The following is a 22,918-nucleotide window of genomic DNA, read 5'->3' on the forward strand; positions in this document are numbered from 1 at the left end:
TCCCCCTAGTAGGCGAAGGACGTCTCGCCGCCGTCCTGCGGCTCGGCACCGTCGGCGGGCGGCGGGGCCGCTCTGCCGTACTTGATCATGAGACCGACCTCCACCAGGGCCAGCGCGCCGTACAGGGCGGTGAAGACGATCAGCGAGGTGAGTACGGTCCCCGCGCCGACGCTCGGTGAGGCGCCACGCGCGGTCTTCATCTGGCTGAAGACGATCCACGGCTGCCTGGCCATCTCGGTGAAGATCCACCCGAAACTGTTCGCGAGGAAGGGCAGTACGACCGACCAGACGGCGGCCTTCCAGACCCAGTCCTTGCCGTGGATCCGTTGTCCACGGGTCATCCAGAGCAGGAGGAGCGCCACCAGCGCGGCGAGCATGCCGAAGCCGATCATCAGCCGGAAACCCCAGTAGGCGACCGGGATGTAGGGACGGTAGTCGCCCTTTCCGAACCTGCGCTCGTAGTCCGCCTGGACGTTGTTGACGCCCTCGACCTTGCCGCTGAACGAGCCGGTGGCCAGCTGGGACAGCAGGCCCGGGATCTCCAGCTGGTAGATCGGCTTGGTGCCGTCCAGCGTCCCGATGGTGAACAGGGAGAACGGCGCGGGCTGCCGCGTCTCGTAGAGCGCCTCGGCGGCGGCCATCTTCATCGGCTGGGTCTGCGTCATGATCTTGCCGAGCAGGTCCCCGGAGACGAGGGTGCCGAGCGCGCCCAGCAGTACCGCCGCGATGCCCAGCCGAAGCGACGGACGAAAGACGTCAACATCCCGCTTTCTAGCCAGATGCCAGGCGGAAACCGCCATGAAGATCACGCCACCGGCCAGCCAGCACCCGAAGATCGTGTGCGGAAAGGTGACCAGCAGCACCTTGTTGCTCAACACGGCCCCGAAGTCCACCAGCTCAGCCCGCCCGTCGAGCCGGAAGCCCACCGGCCACTGCATGAACGAGTTTGCGGCCAGAATGAAGTAGGCGGACATCATTGTGCCGAACGCGACAATCCAGATGCACGCGAGATGCACCTTCTGCGGCAATCGCTCCCAGCCGAAGAGCCACAGCCCCAGGAATGTCGACTCCAGGAAGAACGCCAGCAGCGCCTCCATCGCGAGTGGCACCCCGAAGATGTCGCCGACGAACCTGGAATAGCTACTCCAGTTCATCCCGAACTGGAATTCCTGCACAATCCCCGTCACCACGCCCATGGCGAAGTTGATGAGGAAAAGCGTCCCGAAGAACTTGGTGGCGCGAAGGTAGGCCACCTTGCCGGTCCACACCCAGGCCGTGTTCAGGATCGCCACCAGCAGTGACATCCCTATCGTGACGGGCACGAACAGGAAGTGGTACACCGTAGTGACCCCGAACTGCCAGCGTGCGAGATCCACGGCATTCATGGCCACTACTGTACGTATCCGACCATGCCCAGTGCGTCATGACACACTGGGCCGGAAGTAGCGTACTCGCGCGGGGTCAGTCCCAGGTGGGGAGGTGCTGCTCGGGATAGCGGGCGCCGAAGCCGCCGGTCGGGAGGATGTCGGCGATGCGCTTCAGATCGGTGTCGTCGAGGGTGAGGTCGGCGGCGGCGACGTTCTCCGCCAGGCGCTTGGGGTCGCGGGTGCCCGGGATGGGGACGATGTCGTCGCCCTGGGCGAGGAGCCAGGCCAGGGCGAGCTGGGCGACCGTGGCGCCCTTGGTGGCGGCCAGGTCGGCGAGCTGGTCGGTGGCCGCCACGTTCTTCTCGTAGTTGCCGGGCTGGAAGCGGGCGTCCCAGACTCGCATGTCGGTGGCGTCGTACTCGGCGCCGGGCTTGGCCTGGCCGGTGAGGAAGCCCCGGCCGAGCGGCGAGTAGGGGACGAACCCGATCCCGAGCTCGCGCAGGACGGGGAAGAGGGATTCCACCTCGCGCTCGAACAGGCTGTACTCGGTCTGCAGAACCGACACGGGATGTACGGCGTGCGCGCGGCGGATGGTGTTGGCGCCCGCCTCGCTCAGGCCGAAGTAGCGGACCTTTCCGGCCTCGACGAACTCCTTGACCGTCCCGGCCACCTCCTCGATCGGCACACTGGGGTCGACGCGGTGCTGGTAGAGCACGTCGATGACGTCGACACCGAGGTAGCGCAGGCTGTTGTCGACGACCTCGCGGATGTGCTCGGGACGGCTGTCGACGCCGCCCTCCCGGGTGCCGGTGAAGTCGAACCCGAACTTCGTCGCGATGACCACCTCGTCCCGCACCGGTGCGAGCGCGGCCCCGACGATCCGCTCGTTCTCGCCCTGTCCGTAGAGCTCGGCCGTGTCGAAGAACGTCACTCCCAGCTCGTGGGCCCGGCGGATCGTCGCGGCCCCCTCCTCCTTGTTCGAGGGTCCGTACGCCAGGGAGATCCCCATCGCGCCGTATCCCAGAGCCGACACCGTCAGGCCCTGTTGTCCGAGATTTCGCTGCTGCATGATGCGCCTCTGTTCCGAATGTTAGAAGGCTCTTACATAAAGTAAGAGTACTCTAACATCTGGAAGAGGGGACAATCGTTCGCCGTGAGCAGTCCAACGACACCGCAACGCGGTTACCACCACGGCGACCTGCGCGCCGGTTTGATCCGCGAGGGCATCGCACTCCTGGCCGAGATCGGCGTGGCGGGTTTCTCCGTGTCCAAGGTCGCCGCCCGCGCGGGTGTGTCGTCGGCGGCGCCCTACCGCCACTTTCCCGATCGCGAGGCTCTGCTGGCCGCCTGCGCGGCCGCCATCGTCGCCGACATCGCCGACCTCCTGGCCCAGGCGGCCGAGCAGGCGGGGCCCGATCCGGTCGACCGGCTCGCCGCCACCGCGGGCGCGTACACCCGCTATGCCCTGGACCATCGCGCCGGCGTCGACCTCGTCTACTCGTACGACTTCGGCGCCCCCTACAAGCAGACCGTCCAGGAGCAGGGCCGCCGCCTCATGGACACCCTCATGGCCCTGACCTCGGCCGCCCTGCCCGACGACGTCTCCTGGGCCGAGACGACGGACTTCGTCTACGTTCATCTGTCCATGGCGCACGGCTACGCCACGCTGGTCCCAAGAGACGCCCGGCCACCGCAGGAAATCGACAACCTGGCCACCCGCGCCGTCGCCGCCGCCCACGACCACATCACCGGCTACCTCTTGCGCCTGCGCGACCGGTGAGATCCCCTGGCGAAGCCCTCAAGGCGTGATCACCGTCGTCAGGCGTCAGCCTTCGTCCGAACGCTCCCGGGCACGGTTCATCCGCAGCGCTTCGGCGAGCTGGTCTTCCAAGATGACGATGCGGCAGGCGGCTTCGAGGGCGGTGCCCTGGTCGACGAGCTCGCGGGCCCTGGCCGCCAGACGTAGTTGGTAGCGGGAGTAGCGACGGTGGCCACCGCTGGAGCGTTGCGGCTCGATCAGTTTGGCGGCGCCCAACGCGCGTAGGAAGGCGGCGGTGACGCCGAGCATCTCCGCGGCCGCGCCCATGCTGTAGGCGGGGTAGTCCTCATCGTCGAACCGGTCATTGGCTTTGCTGGGTGCGAGTGTGGGGTCGCTACGCGCTGGAGATGTTTGATCCATAAATGCCTTCCGCATGCGTCAGGGGGCCCCGGCGCGCATTGCGCCGGGGCCCCGAAGAGGTTCAACACCATCTACCGGCCATCTGGCCGGTCTACTGTCGTCCGCATCAGCCGTAGTGGACGGCCATGACGCGGGGATCGCGGATGCGTGACCGTGTACCACCTTCCCATCTGTGGAACTCCGGTACCCGAGCGGCGAGTGATCAGCCGGCAGCGGGCGATCCCGATGGCGTTCAACACTCCCTTCTCTTACTCGAACTTCTTTTCCTACTTCTCGTGTGGCAGCACATCCACGGCCAGGGCCCCTTGCCACTGCGCTGGCCCCGTCAGTCCGACCTGCTGCCATCACCTGGTATTTCGTCAAACTCATCCGGGCAGTTCGTCGTGGTGCTGGGGTCTTCGTGTTCTGCCCGGTTGGATCCGTTCCTTGCGATGTCAGAAACTCTAGCTTCCGTCATCGCGAATGTCTACCGCAGCCACTACAGATTTTCGGCAGCCGGTGGAGCAGGCCCTGAGCTCGTGGTTGATCGTCTTCGCGGTACGGAACGGGCGCCACGCGCGTGCGACACTCGGGGGGTGACGGGCCCGCCGAGCCGTCCCGGCGGCAGCTGGACGGCCACCGCCGCCGGGTCAGGCGCGCAATGTGGGAGGCCTCAGCGTGAGCGTGCAGCGTTCGCAGCCGTACCGGCACTTTGACACGGCGCTGATCCGCGCCACCGCGCACGGGACTGAATTGGATCTCCCTCCATGGCCCGAGCCGGATGTCCCGCCGCCCCCTCAGCCGTATGTAGCGCCGCGTCCCGAGCCGGATGGGGCGCCATGGCCCGAGTCGCATGTCCCGCTGTCGCGCGAGCTGGATGACGAGGCCGCCGTTGAGCGGTGGTGCGAGTGGCTCGTCCAGGTCTGGGCGCGGGAACCCGTGGCAGCGGCTGTCTCGCTGGCCAGTCCGGTTCTGGCGGCCCAGATCGAGGCAGTCTGCGCGGGCCGTCGGCCCCGGCCCGGTCGCCTCCGGCGTATGGCGCTGTCACTGGCCCGGTATCTGGTGCGGATGCGCGGCCGAGCCACGCCTTTCGGGACGTTCGCGGGCGTGGCCCCGCTCCGCTTCGGCGCGGCGCCGGAGTACCAGGCCGGAGTCTCGCGTACGCGGACGGTGGCGGACGGCGTGTGGCTGGCCGCGGTGATCGCCCGGCTGGAATCGGACCCGGAGCTGCGGCATCGCCTCCCGGTCATGGTGAACGATCTCGCGTTCGTACGGGGGGAACGCCTCGTGGTGCCCTGGCAACCGCACGCGGGCGATCCGGCTCGAAGCGAACTGACGGAGGTGTCGGTACGGCACAGCGCGGCCGTCCGCACGGTCATGGAGCTGGCCCAGGCACCCGTTCGGGCCGGTGACCTGGTCGACGGGCTGGCCGTCACGTTCCCCGCTGCCAGGGTCCCGGCGATCGAGGCGATGGTTGCGGAGCTGGTCACGTGCGGGGTGCTGATCACCAGCCTGCGTCCTCCTTCGACCAGCGTCGACGGGCTCGCGTACGTGCTCGACCGGCTGCGAGACACGGCGGCGGACTGGCCCGGCGACGCCACCCCGCAGGGCCAGGTACGAAAGGCCGACCCACAGGACCAGGCACAAGAGGTCCCGCAGGACCAGGTAGAGGCCGTTCCGCAAGGCCGGCTACGAGAGGCCGTCTCGCAGGATCAGGTACAAGAGGCCGCCCTGCTGGGCCGGGAATCCGAGGTTAGCTCGCTGGGCCGGGGGTTGGAGGTTGCCGGGTTGGTTCGGGAACTGCGGGCGATCCACGTGGGGCTGCGGGCGGCCGACCGCGCGACCGGCGCGACCGGCGAGGCCGCCGTACGGGCCAGGCGAGCGGTCGGGGAGCGGATGCGGGACGTGGTGCCGGTCGAGGTCGCTCAGCCGCTCGCGGTGGACCTGCGGCTGGGCGGCACCGTCGTACTTCCTCGGGAGGTGGCTGCCGAGGCTGAGTCCGCCGCCGGGGCGTTATGGCGGCTGACGCCGGACCCGGCCGGGCATCCGGCCTGGCGGGAGTACCACGTCATGTTCCTGGACCGGTACGGGGTCGGCGGCGTCGTACCGATCGAGCAGCTCGTCGATCCCACGGCGGGGTTGGGGTTTCCTGGCCATTACGACGGGCCGGCCGTCCCCGCGCCTCTGTCGCGCAGGGATCAGCGCCTGCTCGCCCTGGCGCAGCAGGCGGCCCTGGACGGCGAGCGGGAGATCGTGCTGGACGACGCCGCGATCGAGGCTCTGGCGGCGGACGGGATGGACGGGGCGCGACCGCTCCCGTACATGGAGCTGGTCGCCGAAGTCTGCGCGCCCACCGCCGACGCGCTGACCGCCGGAGCCTTCACCCTGACGGTCCTCGCCGTCGACGGCACCGCGGCCGGCCTGGCGGGCCGCTTCACCGATCTCTTGCAGGACGGCGACGGACAGGACGGCGACCCGCGTGACGGCCTCCCGCGTGATCGCGACCGCGACCAACAGGACAGTGACCGGCAGGCCAGTGATCGGCAGGCCAGTGATCGGCAGGACAGTGATCGGCAGGACAGTGACCGGCAGGACAGTGATCGGCAGGACAGTGACCGGAGGCCGATGGTCGGTGTCTACAGTCGGTTGCCCGTTGCGGTGGACGGTGCCGTGCCGGTGCAGTTGTCGTTTCCGGCCCGGCATCCGCGCGCCCAGGACGTCGCCCGTACCCCACCCCTGTTGCCGGAGCTGATCACCCTGGCCGAGCACCGTGCCGGCCCCCACGGGCGGATCCCCTGGCGGGATCTGGCGGTTACGGCGGACAACGACCGCATGTACCTGCTGTCGCCGTCGCGGCGGCAGGTGGTGGAGCCGGTGCTGAGCAGTGCGGTGGCGCGGCATGCGATGCCGCCGATCGCGCGCCTGCTGTTCGAGATCCCGCGTGCTCGGGCGGCTGTGGTGTCGGCCTTCTCCTGGGGGGCGGCGGCGTGTCTGCCATTCCTGCCGCGAATCCGCTACGGCCGCAGCGTGCTCGCGCCCACCCGATGGCGCATCTCCACCGACGTCCTGCCCGGGCCGGACACCCCGTGGCCGGAGTGGGTGCGGGCCATGACAGAACTGCGCGCCCGCCTGCGGTTGCCCGCCGTCGTGTCCGTGGGTACGGCGGATCGCCGGCTGCGCCTGGATCTGGACGAGCCCATGAGCCTGGCGCTGCTCCGCGCCCACCTGGACGGCGCCGGCGAGGCCGTCGTCGTGTCGGAGGCGACGGGACCGGCGGACCACGGCTGGTTCGGCCGCCGCGCGCATGAGGTCGTCATCTCGATGGCCGCCACCGCGCCGCCCGCCCGTGCTCCCGCCGCCGTGACGGTGCCGGGGCCGCTGCCGCTGGTCGGGCGGGAGGACGGGGTTCTGCCGGGGGCGCGTGTCCTGTACGCCAAGCTGTACGGGGATCCCGGTGTTGTCGACACGATCCTCACCAAGCACCTGCCCGACCTGCTTGAGACCTGGGACGAGCCGCCGATGTGGTGGTTTGTGCGTTACCGCGACCCTCGTCCGCACTTGCGGTTGCGCCTGCACCTGGCCGGTGAGCACGACTACGGTCCGTCCGCCGCCCGGGTCGGGGCGTGGGCCGCCGTGTTGCGCGGTCGCGGCCTCGTGGGTGACCTGGTCCTGGATACGTACCACCCGGAAACCGCACGGTATGGGTCGGAAGAGGTCCTGGCCGGCGCGGAGGCCGTCTTCGCGGCTGACTCTGTTGCGGTGGTCGCCCAGCTCGCGGCCCTGTCGGCGACGCGCCACGTACACCCGCACGCGCTCACTGCGGCGAGCCTGGTCGATCTGACGGCCGCCCTGATGAGAGGCCAGGCGGCGGGGGCGCGTTGGCAGATCGAGCACCCTCTGACCGGGCATGCTGCCCCGAATGACCGCGAGGTCGTCCGCCAAGCGGTCGGCCTGGCGGACCCGAGCGGGGGCTGGGCAGCGCCTGCGGCTCTCCCGGGCGGGGATCGGGCGACGCTCGCGGCTCTCCCGGGCGGCTGGCGGATCGTCAGGGCATGGGAGCATCGGCGGCGAGCCGTGGACGCCTACCTGGACCGCCTGCCACTCGGTGCTCCACGTCTGACCGAATCGTCGGTGGTGGCGTCGTTCCTGCACATGCACCACATACGGGCGCTCGGGATCGACCGCGACGCTGAACGCCGGTGCCGCAAGCTGGCCCGCGCCGTCGCGCTGACCTTCGCCGCCCGCGACGACACCCCACCCGGCACCGGCGACTGACGCCGCCCGCGACGACACCCCATCTGGTGCCGACGAGTGACGCTGCCCGCGACGACTCCCCCGGACCGCAGTGCATCGGGGCGTGGTCGTGGCTGATATCGCTCGGCGGTCGTGTCCTGACTGATCGCCTGGCGCAGTGGTAGGTATGGACTGTGGCCCCTTTTTTCCGGACCAACAGCCCGGAATTCGACTTCCCGCCGTTCGCCGGGCTGCCGCCGACCCGCTATGTCCTGGCCGCGGCGCCGCGTTCCGGCAGCAATATGCTCGTCCGTACGCTCTGGCACACCGGGCGGGCCGGTTTCGCCGACGGATATCTGGCGGACACCCATGTTCTCGACTATTTCGAGCGCTGGGGATTCGACACCGCCGATCCGGAAGGCCGGGTTAAGGACTATATCGGCCGATTAATGACCTGCCGGACCAGCCCGAACGGGGTTTTCGGCATCAAGGTGCATGGCGAGCACCTGCAAGGGCTCGAGGTCGACCTGGACGAGCTTCTCATGTCACCCCAATACATCTGGCTGCGGCGCAGGGACCGGATCCGGCAGGCCATCTCGTACGTCCTGGCGAAGCAGACCGGCGTCTGGATCGTGGACGGGATCTACCTGTCGACCAGCCGGGCGCAGTCCGAGCCCCACTACGACTACGCCGAGATCCGCCGCCACCTGCAGCACCTCGACGACGAGACGAGGGCGTGGCAGCAGTATTTCGACCGCCGCGAACGCGTCCCCCACGTCGTCTACTACGAGGACATGCTCGCCGACTACCCGGAAACCGTCCGCGGCTGCCTGCGGCACCTGGGCGTCGACCCGCCCGAATCCCTCCCCGAGCCCGGCATCAAGCGCCAGGCGGGTGCGGTCACCGAACGATGGCTGGAGATGTTCCAGCGGGACAGCGCCCAGGACGGAAGCGAAGCATGGGTGAGCGCCAACCGCTAAGGGCCGCTAAAGGCGCCGTTAGCAGCCGTTAGGGGATCGTCGAGCTGAGCGGCCAACGCCTGATCCGGTACGGCGTCCACCACACGTACCGCCCCACCTGATGCAGCAGTTCCGCCCGCAGATACCGCTCCGTCACCGTCGGCGCCAGGCTCGCCGCCCGCACGCCCCGCAGCAGCGGCGCGATCGCCTCCTCGCGGTTCGGGTTGCGAATGACGAGGCGCCTGAACGAGCCCGTCCGGCGGTCGCGGATCTCGATGAAGCCGGGACCGAGCCGGTAGCCGCACTTCGCGATGTGGAAGGTGTCGCGCCACTCGGCCGCGATGCCGTCCCCGGCGGACCCCGCGTACACGGCCGCCGGAGGGTGCAGGTGACTGAGCGGCCGCCAGCCGGCCGGGCCGACCGACATGCGGAGGGTCCAGTCGACCGCGATCCCGTGGCTGGTCAGCTCGCGGATGACGGCGAGGGCGGCCACCGCCGCCGCGCCGCCCGGGTCGTCCAGATCGACCATGTCGTCCAGCTGGGCGAGCTGGACGCCGTCCGCCGCCAGCCGGGACACGGTCGCGAGGGGGTCGCCGGTGACGTTCACACGACCCGCGTACATCCCCCGGACCCGCATGGCCGCCGGGTCGCGATCCTTCCACAGCGTCATCGGTACGTGAGCCGGAAGCCCGGCGACGGTGCTCATCGGGGTGTCCCCACTGGTACCGCAGCCTTCGAGAGTGCCGGTACGAGCGGTTCGCCGCGACTGAGATTCTCGCCGTCGAGCCGCATCAGGTCCTGGTTGGCGACGGCCGGGGCGACGTGGACCGCCTGGCCGGCGTCGCAGAAGATCAGGCCGAGTTCGCGCCAGCGCGCGAGCAGCTCGTCGATCCGCTCCTCGGTCACGTCGTCGTGCCGGGCCGCGGCCTTGCGTACGAGCGCCGCCGGGCTGTGCGGCGTGTCGAGCAGGCGGAACACCGTCAGCTCCAGCGGTTCGGTGAGGTCGAGCAGGTGCCAGGAGAAGCCGGGCCGGGTGTCGACGAACACGATGTGGTCGCCCAGGTCGCAGTGGGTCAGGCGGCTGCGCGGGTAGGCGTCCGTCCAGGCGGCGACGGCCGCGCGCAGGCGGTCGAGGCAGTCCGCGTCGATGCCGCGGCGCGGGGAGTCGAAGACGTAGACGAGGTCGGCGAGCTCGGCTTCGGGCAGATCGTAGATGTGCCGATACTGCGCGGCCGGGCGGAGCTCCCCGAAACCCAGCTCGGGCCGGTCGAAGTACGGGCTGAAGCGCTCGACCTTCAGCCGGGTGGCGTTCGACGGCGGCATGAGGTGGACCAGGGCGGGCACCTGGTCGATCACGCTGTCGTAGTCGGCCTCGGACTCCTCCGGGAAGCCGTAGAGGTAGTTCCAGTTCAGGTTGATGCCGACGGTCTCCGCGTCACGCAGCAGCCGTACGTTCAGGCAGCCAGTCACTCCCTTGTCCATCAGGGTGAGCACCCGGCTGCTGAGGTTCTCGATTCCGGGCTGCATGTAGTCGATGCCGGCCGCGCGCAGGATCTCCAGCTGGTCCCGGCGCAGGTTCGACTTGATCTCGTACCCGATCCGCAGGTCGTAGCCGGACTCCTGAAGGCGCGGCGCCATCGACGTCAGGTAGGCCATGTCGAGGATGTTGTCGGTCACCCACACGTCGAGGACCCGATGCCGTTCGACCAGGCTGAGGATCTCCGCCACGAACCGGCCGGGGTCCTTGCTGCGGAACTGCATGAGCGAGCCGTTCAGCCCGCAGAACGTACAGTGGTGCTTCTCGCCCCACCAGCAGCCGCGCGAGCCTTCGACGGTGAGCCGCGGTTCCACCCAGGTGCCCGCGAGGGACCTCGCGTGCTGTTCGAAGTAGTCGCCGAAGTCGGGCGGGACCAGCGCGTCGGGCGGTAGCGGCCGGGCCTCCACCGCGTTCACGACGGACTCGCCGCTCGGCCCGCGCCAGCACAGTCCGGCGATCTCGCTGACATCGCCCCCGTCCCCGCCGTCGGCGCCGATCGCGGAGAGCAGTTGCGGGAAGGCCAGCTCGCCCTCGCCGCGTACGACGAAATCGATGAACGGGAAATTGCGGTGCATCGCCGCGCCCTGCGGACCCTCGCAGTTCGCGCCTCCGAACACCGTGACGGCATCCGGCGCCTGCCTCTTGACCGCGCGTGCCGCCGCGAGGGCCGCGGCGTTCTGCGCGAAGGTGGCGGTGAAGCCGACCACGTCCGGCGTCATGGCCGCGATCCGGGCGGCGGTCTCCTCGATGAACAGCGGCGCCAGCTCGTGGAGTTGCGTCGCCTTGGCGAGCATCGGCTCCGGCACGCTGCCCCCGAGGAACTCGGCGAACTCCGCCACCTTCCACCGAGGCCGCTCGTTCAGCGCCGCCGAGAAGATCCACTCGCTGTGACCGGAGAAGTAGGAGCTCACGAAGGTGTCGTACTCCTCGAACGTGAAGCCCACGTGCTCGTCCACCCAGTCGATGTAGTCGAGCTTGGCATGGACGACGTCGACCTCGGCGTCCGGGAACACGTCGAGGACCCGGCGTTTGAGCACGCCGAGCGAGAGCGACGGCGCGTCGATCGACGACCACGGCATGTCCACCAACACGATGTGCATGGGTTTGTCCCTCATCTCCAGGTCGTACGTCTTACCGGGTCACCACAGGCCGCGCCGGGACAGCGCGCGACGTGCCGCGTCGCTCTCGGCCGTCGGCTCGGCCGCGAACGCCGTGGCCACACGTTCGGAGATCACGCCGCGAGTGACCCCGGCGGGCGTGGCGAAGTACGCGTACGGCACGCTTGCTTGGCCGGTGCCCGGCGTGGCCTCGCCCCAGGAAGTGAGCGAGGCCGGCGCGTACCGGCGCAGGGCGGCGTGACCGCGGCCGGTCTCGACGATCCCCTCGCTCTCGATGACGAACGACAGCGGCTGCTCGCACGCCAGCGCCGCGAACAGGGCGATCATCAACTCGTGGTCCACGGTCTCCCGCAGGATCGCGGCGTCAGCGACCCGCTCCTCTGTCAGGTCGAGCAGGAACGCGGCGAACGCCTCCTCCACCGACACTCCGGCCCCCGAGTACGGGACCAGCCGGAACCTGCTGAAACGCGGCGACCCGAGAAAGCCGTCGAGCAACTCCGCATCGCCGATGCCAGCCGCGACCAAGGCGGACACGCTGCGCGGGAACGCCGACGCCAGGCTGCCACCCGCACCGAGCCGCCAGATGGTCGAGCGGAACCGGCGGGCGGCGGCGTCGAGCTCGTCAAGGTCGATGGTCTCCAGGCACTCCAGCTCGCCCGCGTCCGCCGCCACGGCCGCGGCGCCGTCGGCGGCGAGCCGCTCCCGCAGCCGGCCGTCGAGCAGCAGCCGCATGATCAGGTCGGCGAGCTGCTCACCGTCGAGGGACCGCGCCGCCGAAGTGCTCATCACGTCGTCCCGTCGCGCCATGCGCCTACCAGCGCCTTCAGGCGGCCGTAGTTCCGCCGCGACTTCTCGACCAGCCGGCCGTCGTCGCGGAACATCGGGTCCTCGTAGGTCACGCCGAGCAGGTTGGGGCAGCGCGGCAGCAGGTACTCGGTGAGTTCGAGCTGCTCGTCCAGCAGCACCCCGTGATGCAGGTCGCGGAACTTGCCCTTCACGATCTGGCAGCCGGACAGGTGCAGCTCGCGGCAGCGTTCGAGCGGCAGCGCCTCGATGTCGTCGACCATGTGGCGGCCGGTTCGCCCGCGCAGCCACTGGTAGCTGAGCAGGTGGCCCACATCCAGCGTGACGTGCACGCCGGCGTCGTCGGCGAGCCGCCTGAAGTACCCGAAAGCGTCGAGGTGCCCGAGAACGAACGACCCGCCTTCGGTGAACCCGGGGAACTCGACGTGCAGCGGCAGCTCCAGGAGATGAGCCGTCTCGGCCACGTTCCGCGTGGCGATCTCCAGGCCCGGCTCGGTCAGCGGCGGCGGCAGCGGGTACGGCAGCGGATAGCCCCGGAGGTTCCAGATGCCAAGGTCCTCGACCACCCAGCGGAAACCGTAGCGAGCCGCGAGTTCGTTGGTGAACTCGGCCGCGGGGCGCCGGTCGTAGCGCTCGGGCGTGCCCATGTTGAACTCGGTCTGATGGAAGGCCCGGCCGAGCCCGGCGGGCAGCGCCTGGAAGAAGCGGTCGTAGGTGCGGACGTAGTCGGCCGCTCGCGGGGTCGCGCGTGAGCGGGGCTGGTAGGCGAAGGCGGCGTACGCGAAGTCGTCGCCATGGCGCTCGGCGAAGGCGCGCACCCGTGGCGTGATGTCCCCGCCGTCGTCCGTCTCCACGAACCCGACGCCCCGCCGGCCGAGCGACCCGCCGCCCCACGGCATGTCCATGAGGAGACCGAACCCCAGCCTGGCTGGGCCGGTCTCGCCGGCCCGCATGGTCCCGGTCGTGATGTCGGTCGTCATGTCGGCCTCCTGAAGGGCTCGCCGCCCGCGACCACCGGCGGCGTCTCCCGATGCTCCTCATCCGAGCGTTCCGCGCCCGCGTGTTCCTCATCCGTGTGTTCTGTGCCTGCCGTCGCCTCGACCAGGCGGGCCAGCAACCGCCCTCCCTGGGAGGTGCGTGCCACGAGCACGCCGTCGGCGCGCTGCTCGACGTCGCGCCGCGGCAGCGCGTAGAACCGCTCCCAGACCAGATCAGCCACCAGAATCCGGCGGTACGTGTCCGCTTCGCGCTTCGCCCCCGTGAACCCGGCCGCGTCGACCTCCGCCGGCACCGTCCGTACCCATGGATACGGCCTGACGGCTGCGACGGTGGCTCGGGCCCCGGTGCGGCGGGGCAGGATCGCGCTCACCTTGCCCGGCTTGACCGTGTGAAAGACGCGGACCAGGCGATCGAGCGCCTCCGCCCGAGTGGGCCCGCCGGGCACCGTCAGGGGATGCCCGACCCGCCCGGAAAGGTAGCTCAGCTCCGGATTGCCGGCGAGCGCACCCGAGGTGTCCAGCGAAAGGCCGAAGCCGTCCGGGTCCCCCGCCAGCCTGCTGCCGGGCTCGGACACCATGAGCTCCAGCGCGTCGATGCCGATGCGCTCCTGATTCGCCGCGAGGAAGCGCAGGGACTCCTCGAACTCGGCGGGCGTCTCGTCGAAGACGTACCCCATCACCGAGAACCGCAGGACGATGCCCGCCGCCGCGACGTTCTCGACGATCCGCTGGTAGTCGGCCGCCCGCACGCCTCTGTCCATCAGGTCGAGCAGCCGCTGGGAGGTCCCCTCATAGCCGACCGACATCAGCTCGCACCCCACCTCGGCGAGGCTCCGGCAGAACTCGGGGTCGGCCAGGGTGGCGTCCAGCCTGCTGCGTACGCCGAACCCCACATTGACGCCGCGCTCGCGCACCTCGCGCATCGCCTTCACGATCAGCCGCAGGTTGGTGTTCTCATCGGAGATCGACACGAAGGCCGCGCCGGTGTCGCGGACCACGCTCTCCACGGCGTCGGCGATCTGGCGCACCGTACCCTGCTGGTAGGCGCCCGGCGCCAGGGACCGATTGCCGTACGAGCAGAACGCGCACCGCCCCCAGTAGCAGCCGACGCACGAGATGATCGCGACCTCCATGGTCTCGTTGAGGTACGACCGGACCGGCAGCCCGGCGAAGTCGGGCGGCCCGAGGTCGTGGAAGCGCAGCGTGACCGGCTCCTCAGAGCGATAGGCGGGCGCGGTGCGCGACAGCCAGGTCATGCCGGGGACCGCGTCCGCCGGGATGTTCCCGTCCAGCGCGTCCAGCCAGCGTTCGAGGGGCTGCTCGCCGGCGGTCCAGCACAGCGCGTCCACCGCGGCCCGTACGCCGGGCAGCCGCGCCAGCTCCTCGTGCCGGAGCATCACCTGCTGGCCACCGAGGCAGATCTTGGCGTCCGGCCGCAGCCGTCTGATCCAGGCGGCGATGAGCAGCGCGGGGGCGAGCTGGCTGAAGAACGCCACGGACAGGCCGACCACGCGCGGCCGGTGCCGGGCCAGCAGCGCCTCGACCATGAGGTGCAGCCGCTCAAGCGGTATCCCCGACGCGGCGGGCGGCAACCGGGCGGACCGCCGCACCGCGTCGTCGAGCTGGGCCAGATCCTGCCACGTCCGGACCAGGAACGTATCGCGCACCAGCAGCTCGATCGCGTGATGGGCGAGCCTGACCGCACGAGCGGGGCCCAGCTCTCCGGCCGGCTCCTTCCGCAGGACATGCGCACGGAGCTCGTCGACGTATCGGGCCACGACGTCGGCCATCGCCCCTCGGTACCAGGTGCCCGCCCCGTCGTCCGGCTGCTCGCGCACCACGTCGCCCAGCAGTTCCGGATGCTCCAGCAGGTCGTGCAAGAGGGCGATGTTCAGATCGGCCTGGTGGACCCGCCGCCCGTGCCGCCGTAGATGACCGGTGAGATAAGGCAGGCTCAAATAGGGAAAGAACCTGGCTTCGGTCTGCGGCGGAAACAGGAGCAGAACGTCGGCGTCGCGCGATTCCACCGGACCGGCCGACAGCCTCGTCAGCCCTTGGCGGGTAGGTCGCCGGTGTCCTCCGCCGCCTTGTAGGTGTAGGAGTGGTACGACCCGCTGAGCTTGAGCTCGCTGGATTCGATCACCTCAAGCTGGTCCAGCTCGGTGAATTCGTCGTCGATGACCATTTCGGGTTTCACCGCGACCACGGTGCCTCCTCGTGGGAATCTGCCAGGCAGTCTGGCGGTCCCGGCGGCAGTCAGCGCATGGACCGCACCCTTCTTAACCTGTTCAACGATAGTCACGTCATTCCGCACGTCAATAGCCGTCGAAAGCAGCCAAGGAGATGCATCTATTCCGGCCGGACATTAAATCGGGCGGGCCGATTCCAGAATGAATAGTATTCGTCACCCGGCGGTGTGGGTCGAGGCGCTGTGGTAGTCGGTATAGGTATACGGATTATCGAGGATGGTCGTCTCGGGAATGTCGGGGTTCATCCCCTTCTGCCATGCCTCTTCGCCCATCGTCGAGCGCAGATACTCGATCGTCCGATCGGCGGCGCGGCGGGCCGCGGCGAGGTCGACGCCGACCAGGCGGTGCTCGTGCTTCACCACCCGGCCGTTGACCAGAACCGTGTGCACGTCCCCGCGCTGAGCCTGGAACGCGACGTGCCCGTACGGGTTGAGCAACGGGAACGACACCGGCGAAGCCTCGTTCCTGATGAGAACCAGGTCGGCCTTCTTCCCGGCGGCGATGACGCCGAGATCGTCGCGGCCGAGGGCGCGGGCGCCGCCGCGGGTGGCCCACTCCACGACCTGGTCGGCGCGCAGACTGCAGTGCGTGACCGTGTCGCCCCTGGCGTGCGCCTCCAGATGCTGGCGAGAGCGGTCGGCGCCGAGGGTGGCGCGCATGGCGGAGAACAGGTCGCCGCTCCACCAGACGCTGGTGTCCATCGACAGTGACACGGGAATGCCGTGGGCGCGGATGGCCCAGGTGGGCGGGTAGCCCTGGCCCGCGCTCTGCTCGCTCTCGGTGGAGACCGAGATGGAGCCGCCGGTGGCGGCGATGCGGTGGTAGGAGTCGGCCGACAGCGACGCGGCGTGCACGTACACGGTCTCGGGCGTCATGAAGCCGTGGTCGTGCATGAGCCGGATGCCGTCGTCGCCGGTGGCGCCCCACACTCCGGCATGGGTGGTGACCGGGACGCCGAGTTCGCGGGCGACCTCGAAGGCCGGCCGCTCGGGGAAGGCGGGGTCGCCCAGGACGTCAAAGGCGAGCTGGAAGCCGAGCAGGTCGTCACCGGTGATCCGGCGCCGCACGAAGTCGCGGAACTCCGGCGTGCCCGTCCACGCCGCGGGTGGCTGCTGGATGTTGCCGTACGCGAGGACGTACCGGCCGGGCGCCGACTGGAGCGCGTCCACGGCCGCGTCGGCGTGGTCGACCGTCTGGAGACCGTGCGACCAGTCGACGACGGTCGTGACCCCGGCGTCGACGGCTTCGAGCGCGGCCAGCAGGTTGCCCGCGTGCACGTCCTCGGGCCGGAACAGTTTCCCGTGCTCCAGGTAGTACCAGACGAAGTACTGCGTCAGGGTCCAGTCCGCGCCGTAGCCGCGCATGGCGGTCTGCCACATGTGCCGATGGGTGTCGATCATCCCGGGCATCACGATGCCGTCGCTCGCGTCGATCTCGACGGCATTGTCCGGCACCTGCAGATGGGGCCCCACGGCCCCGATCCGGTCGCCGGCGACGAGGACGTCCGTGCGGGGGAGCACCTGCCGCCCTTCGTCCATCGGGAGCACGGTGCCGCCGCGCAGCACCACGGGCCGTCCGTCCATCGACTCCATCGCCCTCTCCTTACCGCCTCGCGCCGCGTTGCCGAACGAGTGTCCGCTGTACGGTCAGCGCAACTCTAGAAGCGCGGCAGAGGATGTCAAGCAGGGGATTTTCCGGTTAGAGTTCAACGGACCAATGTCCGTTGAACGGACGACGGAGGGTGAGTCAATGAGCGATGGGCCGCTGTCAGGTGTCCTGGTGGCCGACTTCTCCCGGATCCTGGCCGGTCCGTACGCCACGATGCTGCTCGCGGACATGGGCGCCGACGTGGTCAAGGTCGAGGGCCCGCAGGGAGACGACACGCGTACGTGGATGCCGCCGGTGCGCGAGGGCGTGTCGACGTACTACCTCGGCGTCAACCGCGGCAAACGGTCGATCGCGCTGGACCTGCGCGACCCGGCCGACGCGGCGGTGGCCAGGGAGCTGGCCCGCCGCGCCGACGTACTGATCGAGAACTTCAAGCCGGGCGGGCTGGCCAAGTTCGGCCTCGACTTCGCGTCGGTACGGGCCGCCAACCCGGGCGTCGTGTACGCCTCGATCACCGGGTTCGGCTCGGGCGCCGGGCGCGACGTGCCGGGCTACGACCTGATGGTCCAGGCCATCTCCGGCCTGATGAGCCTCACCGGCGACGCGGACGGGCCGCCGTACCGGGCCGGGATCTCGGTCTTCGACGTCATGGCGGGCAACCACGCCGTCATCGGCATCCTGGCCGCGCTGCGGCATCGCGACGCTGCGGGGCAGGGGCAGCTGGTCGAGGTCAACCTGCTGTCGTCGGCGCTCACCGGGCTGGTCAACCACAGCTCGGCGTACGTGGCGGGCGGCACCGTGCCGTACCGGATGGGCAACGCGCACCCGAGCGTGTTCCCGTACGAGCCGCTGCCGACCGCGGACAACGACCTGATCATCGCGGCGCCCAACGACGGGTCGTTCCGCCGGCTCTGTGAGGTCCTCGGCATCCCGGACGTCCCCAGCGACCCACGGTTCGCGCGCAATGTCGACCGGGTGGCGCACCGCGAGGAGCTGCGGCCCATCCTCGTCGAGCGGCTGGTCAAGCGGGGCGCCGTGGAGTGGTTCCAGCTCCTCGTCGAGGCGGGGGTGCCGAGCGGGCCGATCAACACGATCGACGGGGGCTTCGCGATGGCCGAGCGCTTCGGGCTCGACCCGGTCGTGGCCGCCGGGGAGGGCGAGCGCGCGATGCCGACGACACGGCATCCGATCAGGTTCTCCGAGACCCCGGTGAGCTACCGGCTACCACCGCCCGACCTCGACGAACACGGCGAGGAGCTGCGCGCATGGCTGACTCCGTGAACGGCGGTTACCCTACGGCGCTCGGCGCGTCGACGCCCACGTCGATCACGCTCCTCGGCCACGACCTGGCCGATGAGGTCATGGGCAAGGTCGGCTTCGGCGAGCTGGCCTTCTGGCTGGCCACCCAGCGGCGGCCGACGCCGGGCGAGACCCGCGTGTTCGAAGCCGTGCTCGCCGCGCTGGCCGACCACGGGTTCACGCCCACGGCGATCGTGACCCGGCTGACGTACCTGTCCGCGCCCGACTCCGTACAGGGCGCGCTGGCGGCCGGGCTGCTCGGCGGCGGGTCCCGCTTTCTCGGGGTCACCGAGGACAGCGGCCGGTTCCTGCACGACGTGCTGACCTCGCTCGACGGCCCGCCGCCGGACGACGACGCCGGGTGGGACGCCGTCGCCCTGGACGTCGTGTCGGCCCAACGTACGGCGGCGCGGCGCATCCCCGGCCTCGGCCACCACGTGCACAAGGAGGTCGACCCCCGGACGCCGCGGCTGTTCCAGATCGCCGAAGAGGAGGGGCTCCTCGGGCCGCACCTGTCGCTGTTCGCCGCGATCGGCCGCGTTCATCCGCGAGTGCTGGGCCGTACGCTGCCGCTCAACGGGGCCGGGGTCTGCGGCGCGGCGCTCGCCGACCTGGGGCTGCCACTGGAGCTGCTGCGCGGGTTCGCGTTGCTGGCCAGGACGGCGGGGCTGATCGGGCAGCTGGCCGAGGAGCTGCGTCGCCCGGTGGCCAACGAGATCTTCCTGTCGGTCGACCTGAACCACCGGTCCGTCTCACCCGAGCCACATCCCCCAGGAGGTTCGCATGGCTGAACTGGTCGCGGTGATCGCGTCCACCCACCATCCCTTCTTCTACCGGGCCAGCACCGCCACCGGGGAGGACCGCCCGCCGTTCGCGGACGAGTGGGTACGCAAGGTGGAGGCGTTCCGGGAGACGCTGACCCGGGCCCGCCCGGACGTGCTGGTGATGGTCGGCTCGGACCACTTCCACCAGCTGTGGCTGGACAACATGCCGCAGTTCCTGGTCGGCAAGGCCCCCTTCTACGACGCGAACTTCTACAACGAGGAGCGCGAGTTCGGCCTGCCGAGAATGCTGTTCAAGGGCCAGGAGGACCTGTCGGCGTACGTGCTGCGGCAAGGCATGGACGCCGGGTTCGACCTGGCCTTCTCCAACGAGCTGCGGATCGACCACTCCATCACGTGCCCGATCATCACGCTCCGGCCGCAGAACGACCTGCCGATCGTGCCGATCTACACCAACATCTTCGCGCCGCCGTTACCGCGCCCGGCCAGGTTCGTCCAGCTCGGGAGGACGATCCGGCAACTGGTCGAAGCGTGGCCGGCCGACAAGAGGGTCGCGGTCATCGGCACCGGGCACCTGTCGCTCGAGCTCGGCGGCCCCCGCCAGTTCGGCCCGCACGGGCCCGACCCGGAGTTCGACCAGAAGGCCGTCGGCTGGATCGCGTCCGGGGACATCGAGGGCTGCCTGGCCGAGGTCACGCTGGACAGCCTGTGGACGCCGGGCAACGCCACCCACGGGTTCATGGACTTCATGTTGATGATGGGCGTCGCGGGCGAGGGCAGGAAGGCCGACTACGTCGACACGTACGACCTGTTCCACACCATGGAGGCCTACTTCACCTGGTATCCCACCGGAGGCGGCTCATGAGCAAGTACCTGCTCGACAAGTTCCTGTTCACCGTCGACCGCGATCCCGAGCTCGTCGAGCGCTACCGCGAGGACCCGCTCGGCACGGTGGCGATGTGGGAGACCGACTACGCCAACCGCATCCTCAACTGCCACGACGGTGAGTCCTCCACCTGGCTGCGGTTCGACGACGTCGAGCGCGAGGCGCTGGCCACGCACGACTATCCGGCGCTGTTCGGGCTGGGGGCGCATCCCTTCCTCACGCTCACGCTGTTCATCGCGATGTTCGAGCGGGACCACGAGCCTCTGGGATTCCAGCTCGAGTACGCCCAGCGGCTCGCGCACTTCGCCATGCCCTATCCCGACATCGCCACCTGAGCCGCTGGGGTGATCATGAGGCGGTGACCTCGGGCACCGTCTCATACTGCGCCCAGTCGGCGCTGATCGCGCCGGCCGTGGTGAGCAGCAGCGGCAGGTATTCCTGGGTCAGCTTCCGTACGGAGGTCTCGGCGGCGTGCACGTTGACGTTGACGGACGCGATGACCTCGCCGAGCCCGTTGCGCAGGGGCGCGGCCACCGATCGGATGCCCAGCGAGAGCTCCTCGTCCGTGAGCGCCCAGCCCTTGGCCCGCACCACCCGCAGCGCCGCGTCGCGCTCCTCCGCGTCCGGCTCCCAGCGCGGCTGGATGCCCGAGCGGCTCGGCTCGGCCAGGACCCGGCCCACCTCAGCGGGCGGCAGCGCGGCGAGCAGCACCTTGCCGAGCGAGGTCTGCAGGGCCGGGAACCGCGTCCCGATCTGCACCCGAAGGGCGACGATCTTCGGCACGGCCACCCGGGCGACGTACACGATGTCCGACCCGTCGAGCTGGGCGATCGAGGAGGACTCGTTGGTCTGCTCGACCAGCCGCTCCAGATGCGGCCGGGCGACCTCCCACAGACCCATCGAGCGCACGTACGACATGCCGAGCTCGAGCACGCGCGGGGTGAGTGCGAAGCCACCCTGCTCGGCCCGCGCGTATCCCAGCTCCTGCAGGGTCAGCAGGATGCGCCGGGCCGTCGGACGGGCCAGCCCGGCCGCGGTGGCCACCTCGGTCAGCGACATGCTCGCCCGTCCCGGCTGGAACACTCTGATGACATCGAGGCCACGGGCCAGCGCCTCGATGAAATCGGGTCCGGTCTCGGCGCGCGCCATGGGAGGTCTTCCTCTGCTCGGTTGTCCGCATGGCGGCGGCGTCCCGGCCGTGGCACCTGCGGCGAATCGCCTGATTATATCAGCGGGCGACCGCCAGTCGGACAGTTGTCCGAGCAGGCTGGTTCTAGCCGCCGATCAACCCGAAGACGGCGATGGAGACCGCGTAGCAGAGCGCGATCACGACGGCGCCCACCACGTTCGCGCGGGCGGAAGTCGTCCGGCCGGGTACGAGCCATCCCGCGAAGACCCTGTTCACCAGCGGCATGGCCAGCCACGTCAGGACAGTGACACTCAACACGTTGCTGAGGAACATGGCGAGATATCCGGGCAGGTGCGCCATCGCGAACCCACGGACCGCTGTCAGGTTGAGGATCATCACCGTGGGATAGAGAACGAGCAGCACGGTCATGGCCTGTTTCCAGCTCGGCGGGGCGCCGTCTCCCGCTTCGCGGCCGAACTGGAACCAGCCGCTGAACGCCGACTGGACCTTCCGCACGTCGTAGTCGACGAAGTAGTCACGACCCTCCTCCAGCAGTTTCGCGCGGCTGTCGGACCCGAGCCATTCGTCCAGATGCTCACGCGTGTCGTAGCGCAGCAGCACGACCCAGCGATCCTGGACACCACTCACGGGCTCGAACTCCTCGGTGCCCATGAAGCCCGCGAACCTCTCCTGCGCTTTACGGACCTTCTCCTGCCAGCGCGCGAAGTCGGCCTCGCGTCCCGGCCGCACATTGTGCGAGATCACCGCCGTGACGGCTTCCCGGACCGCCGTCCCCCCGGCGAGAACCTCCTGCGACGCGGGCTCCTCCAGCATCGGGCGAACCTCGTCGAGCAGTTTCCGCCGCACCTCGGAATCAAGCCACGCGGTCAATTGCCCGATGCTGGAGAAGCGAAATACGACGACCCATGAATTCTGCTCGCCGGCGATCGGCGGATAAAGCTCGGTGCCCTCGAACCCGGGGAAACCACGGGCGATCTCAGTCGTCTTTTCCTGCCACCGCTCATAATCATTGTCGCGGCCTTGGCGAACTGTCGAGGAAATAACCACGGTCGCGCCCTGACCGTCGGGACTGTGGCCACCACCAGGCTTCATAAGGCCGAGTGTAGTGCAGCAACGCCCGGGTAAGGAGCAGGATGCGGCGGTTGACCAGATCGGCGAAGGGCCGAAACTTCAACCGCCTTTTACGGATCGGAGGGTTCGGAATGGACTCCAAGGATTTCATGGCGGAAGCGGTACGGCTCGCTATCGAGTCCGTAGAGAACGGTTGGGGCGGCCCTTTCGGTGCGGTCCTCACCAACGATGGAGAAATCATCGCCCGAGGGCAGAATCGCGTCCTTCTCACCGGCGACCCCACGGCCCATGCCGAAGTGGAGACCATCCGCAAGGCCATTCAGATCTTGAATTCCCGGGCCCCCTCCATACCGGAGAGCCAACAGAACGAATCGACACTGGAGCTCGTGCCACGCCCTGAGGGATCCCCGGATCTCATGCCGGAGCGGGCCCGGATGCTCATGGGATACACGCTCTACAGCAGTGGCGCCCCTTGCCCGATGTGCATGAGCGCCATCTACTGGTCACGTATCGACAGGGTCTACTTCGCCTTCGACCTGGCGGCGACGAAGAAGATCGGCTTCGACGACGAGTTCCAGTACCAGGACTTCACCCGGCCTCTCGACGAGCGAAGGATCCTGATCCAGCAGGCTCAGCCCGAACTCGGCGCCAAGGCCTGTGCGGCGTGGATGAACAAGCCCGACCGGCACCCGTACTGAC

The 22,918-nt window shown here is 69.4% G+C and carries 20 protein-coding genes; 8 read left to right on the forward strand and 12 right to left on the reverse strand.

What is annotated here, in order from left to right; translation table 11 throughout:
- Positions 1-5 precede the first annotated feature (5 nt).
- A complete protein-coding gene (locus tag ACGFJ2_RS20080; protein ID WP_393470265.1) occupies positions 6-1,385 on the reverse strand; it encodes a cytochrome ubiquinol oxidase subunit I in 1,380 nt (459 codons plus the stop codon).
- Between the two features lie 76 nt (positions 1,386-1,461).
- Complete coding sequence (locus ACGFJ2_RS20085; protein ID WP_357938482.1) at positions 1,462-2,436, reverse strand: aldo/keto reductase; 975 nt, start codon at positions 2,434-2,436, stop codon at positions 1,462-1,464.
- Positions 2,437-2,520: 84 nt separating this feature from the next.
- On the opposite strand from ACGFJ2_RS20085, the gene ACGFJ2_RS20090 reads away from it, so the two are divergent.
- Positions 2,521-3,147: a TetR/AcrR family transcriptional regulator gene (locus tag ACGFJ2_RS20090; RefSeq protein ID WP_393470268.1), complete on the forward strand. Its 627-nt coding sequence runs from the start codon at positions 2,521-2,523 to the stop codon at positions 3,145-3,147.
- Positions 3,148-3,192: 45 nt separating this feature from the next.
- Here ACGFJ2_RS20090 and ACGFJ2_RS20095 read toward each other — a convergent pair whose 3' ends face one another.
- Entirely contained in the window at positions 3,193-3,546 is a 354-nt protein-coding gene (locus ACGFJ2_RS20095; RefSeq protein ID WP_358176538.1) for a helix-turn-helix domain-containing protein, read from the reverse strand.
- A 657-nt stretch (positions 3,547-4,203) separates the two neighbouring features.
- Here ACGFJ2_RS20095 and ACGFJ2_RS20100 point away from each other — a divergent pair.
- Both ACGFJ2_RS20100 and ACGFJ2_RS20105 read left to right on the forward strand, forming a co-directional pair.
- Complete coding sequence (locus tag ACGFJ2_RS20100) at positions 4,204-7,800, forward strand: lantibiotic dehydratase (RefSeq protein WP_393470271.1); 3,597 nt, start codon at positions 4,204-4,206, stop codon at positions 7,798-7,800.
- Between the two features lie 152 nt (positions 7,801-7,952).
- The gene (locus ACGFJ2_RS20105) at positions 7,953-8,738 is read left to right on the forward strand and encodes a Stf0 family sulfotransferase (protein ID WP_393470274.1); all 786 of its coding nucleotides are present in this window, start codon (positions 7,953-7,955) and stop codon (positions 8,736-8,738) included.
- 28 nt (positions 8,739-8,766) lie between these two features.
- Here ACGFJ2_RS20105 and ACGFJ2_RS20110 read toward each other — a convergent pair whose 3' ends face one another.
- The 7 genes from ACGFJ2_RS20110 to ACGFJ2_RS20140 form a co-directional block, all read right to left on the reverse strand.
- Entirely contained in the window at positions 8,767-9,423 is a 657-nt protein-coding gene (locus ACGFJ2_RS20110) for a DUF5825 family protein (protein WP_357938488.1), read from the reverse strand.
- Complete coding sequence (locus ACGFJ2_RS20115; protein WP_393470277.1) at positions 9,420-11,354, reverse strand: RiPP maturation radical SAM C-methyltransferase; 1,935 nt, start codon at positions 11,352-11,354, stop codon at positions 9,420-9,422. The genes ACGFJ2_RS20110 and ACGFJ2_RS20115 overlap by 4 nt, the downstream gene beginning before the upstream one ends.
- A 39-nt stretch (positions 11,355-11,393) precedes the next feature.
- Positions 11,394-12,179: a hypothetical protein gene (locus ACGFJ2_RS20120; RefSeq protein ID WP_393470280.1), complete on the reverse strand. Its 786-nt coding sequence runs from the start codon at positions 12,177-12,179 to the stop codon at positions 11,394-11,396.
- Complete coding sequence (locus tag ACGFJ2_RS20125; protein WP_393470283.1) at positions 12,158-13,156, reverse strand: DUF692 family multinuclear iron-containing protein; 999 nt, start codon at positions 13,154-13,156, stop codon at positions 12,158-12,160. The genes ACGFJ2_RS20120 and ACGFJ2_RS20125 overlap by 22 nt, the downstream gene beginning before the upstream one ends.
- Positions 13,153-15,201: a B12-binding domain-containing radical SAM protein gene (locus tag ACGFJ2_RS20130; protein WP_393470286.1), complete on the reverse strand. Its 2,049-nt coding sequence runs from the start codon at positions 15,199-15,201 to the stop codon at positions 13,153-13,155. Before ACGFJ2_RS20130 ends, ACGFJ2_RS20125 begins: the two co-directional genes overlap by 4 nt.
- 20 nt (positions 15,202-15,221) lie before the next feature.
- Positions 15,222-15,380, reverse strand: a complete 159-nt coding sequence (locus tag ACGFJ2_RS20135) for a hypothetical protein (RefSeq protein ID WP_357938498.1) — start codon at positions 15,378-15,380, stop codon at positions 15,222-15,224.
- Between the two features lie 198 nt (positions 15,381-15,578).
- Positions 15,579-17,015 carry an amidohydrolase family protein gene (locus ACGFJ2_RS20140; RefSeq protein ID WP_393470289.1) on the reverse strand — a complete coding sequence of 479 codons (1,437 nt, stop codon included), beginning with the start codon at positions 17,013-17,015 and terminating at the stop codon, positions 15,579-15,581.
- 157 nt (positions 17,016-17,172) lie between these two features.
- On the opposite strand from ACGFJ2_RS20140, the gene ACGFJ2_RS20145 reads away from it, so the two are divergent.
- The 4 genes from ACGFJ2_RS20145 to ACGFJ2_RS20160 are packed head-to-tail and all read left to right on the forward strand — an operon-like array spanning position 17,173 to position 20,333.
- Positions 17,173-18,312, forward strand: a complete 1,140-nt coding sequence (locus ACGFJ2_RS20145; RefSeq protein ID WP_357938502.1) for a CoA transferase — start codon at positions 17,173-17,175, stop codon at positions 18,310-18,312.
- The gene (locus tag ACGFJ2_RS20150) at positions 18,297-19,121 is read left to right on the forward strand and encodes a citryl-CoA lyase (RefSeq protein ID WP_393470292.1); all 825 of its coding nucleotides are present in this window, start codon (positions 18,297-18,299) and stop codon (positions 19,119-19,121) included. Before ACGFJ2_RS20145 ends, ACGFJ2_RS20150 begins: the two co-directional genes overlap by 16 nt.
- Complete coding sequence (locus ACGFJ2_RS20155) at positions 19,114-19,977, forward strand: extradiol ring-cleavage dioxygenase (protein WP_358176516.1); 864 nt, start codon at positions 19,114-19,116, stop codon at positions 19,975-19,977. The genes ACGFJ2_RS20150 and ACGFJ2_RS20155 overlap by 8 nt, the downstream gene beginning before the upstream one ends.
- Positions 19,974-20,333, forward strand: a complete 360-nt coding sequence (locus tag ACGFJ2_RS20160; protein ID WP_393470295.1) for a hypothetical protein — start codon at positions 19,974-19,976, stop codon at positions 20,331-20,333. Before ACGFJ2_RS20155 ends, ACGFJ2_RS20160 begins: the two co-directional genes overlap by 4 nt.
- A gap of 13 nt (positions 20,334-20,346) precedes the next feature.
- Here ACGFJ2_RS20160 and ACGFJ2_RS20165 read toward each other — a convergent pair whose 3' ends face one another.
- Both ACGFJ2_RS20165 and ACGFJ2_RS20170 read right to left on the reverse strand, forming a co-directional pair.
- Positions 20,347-21,147, reverse strand: coding sequence for an IclR family transcriptional regulator C-terminal domain-containing protein (locus tag ACGFJ2_RS20165; RefSeq protein WP_357938510.1), 801 nt, complete (start codon positions 21,145-21,147; stop codon positions 20,347-20,349).
- Positions 21,148-21,271: 124 nt separating this feature from the next.
- A complete protein-coding gene (locus ACGFJ2_RS20170) occupies positions 21,272-22,240 on the reverse strand; it encodes an antibiotic biosynthesis monooxygenase (RefSeq protein ID WP_393470298.1) in 969 nt (322 codons plus the stop codon).
- 110 nt (positions 22,241-22,350) lie between these two features.
- Here ACGFJ2_RS20170 and ACGFJ2_RS20175 point away from each other — a divergent pair, with 110 nt between their 5' ends.
- Entirely contained in the window at positions 22,351-22,917 is a 567-nt protein-coding gene (locus ACGFJ2_RS20175; RefSeq protein ID WP_357938514.1) for a nucleoside deaminase, read from the forward strand.
- The last annotated feature ends 1 nt before the right edge of the window (position 22,918 follow it).

It is taken from the genome of Nonomuraea sp. NPDC049028 (genome assembly GCF_043197735.1).
GTDB lineage: Bacteria > Actinomycetota > Actinomycetes > Streptosporangiales > Streptosporangiaceae > Nonomuraea.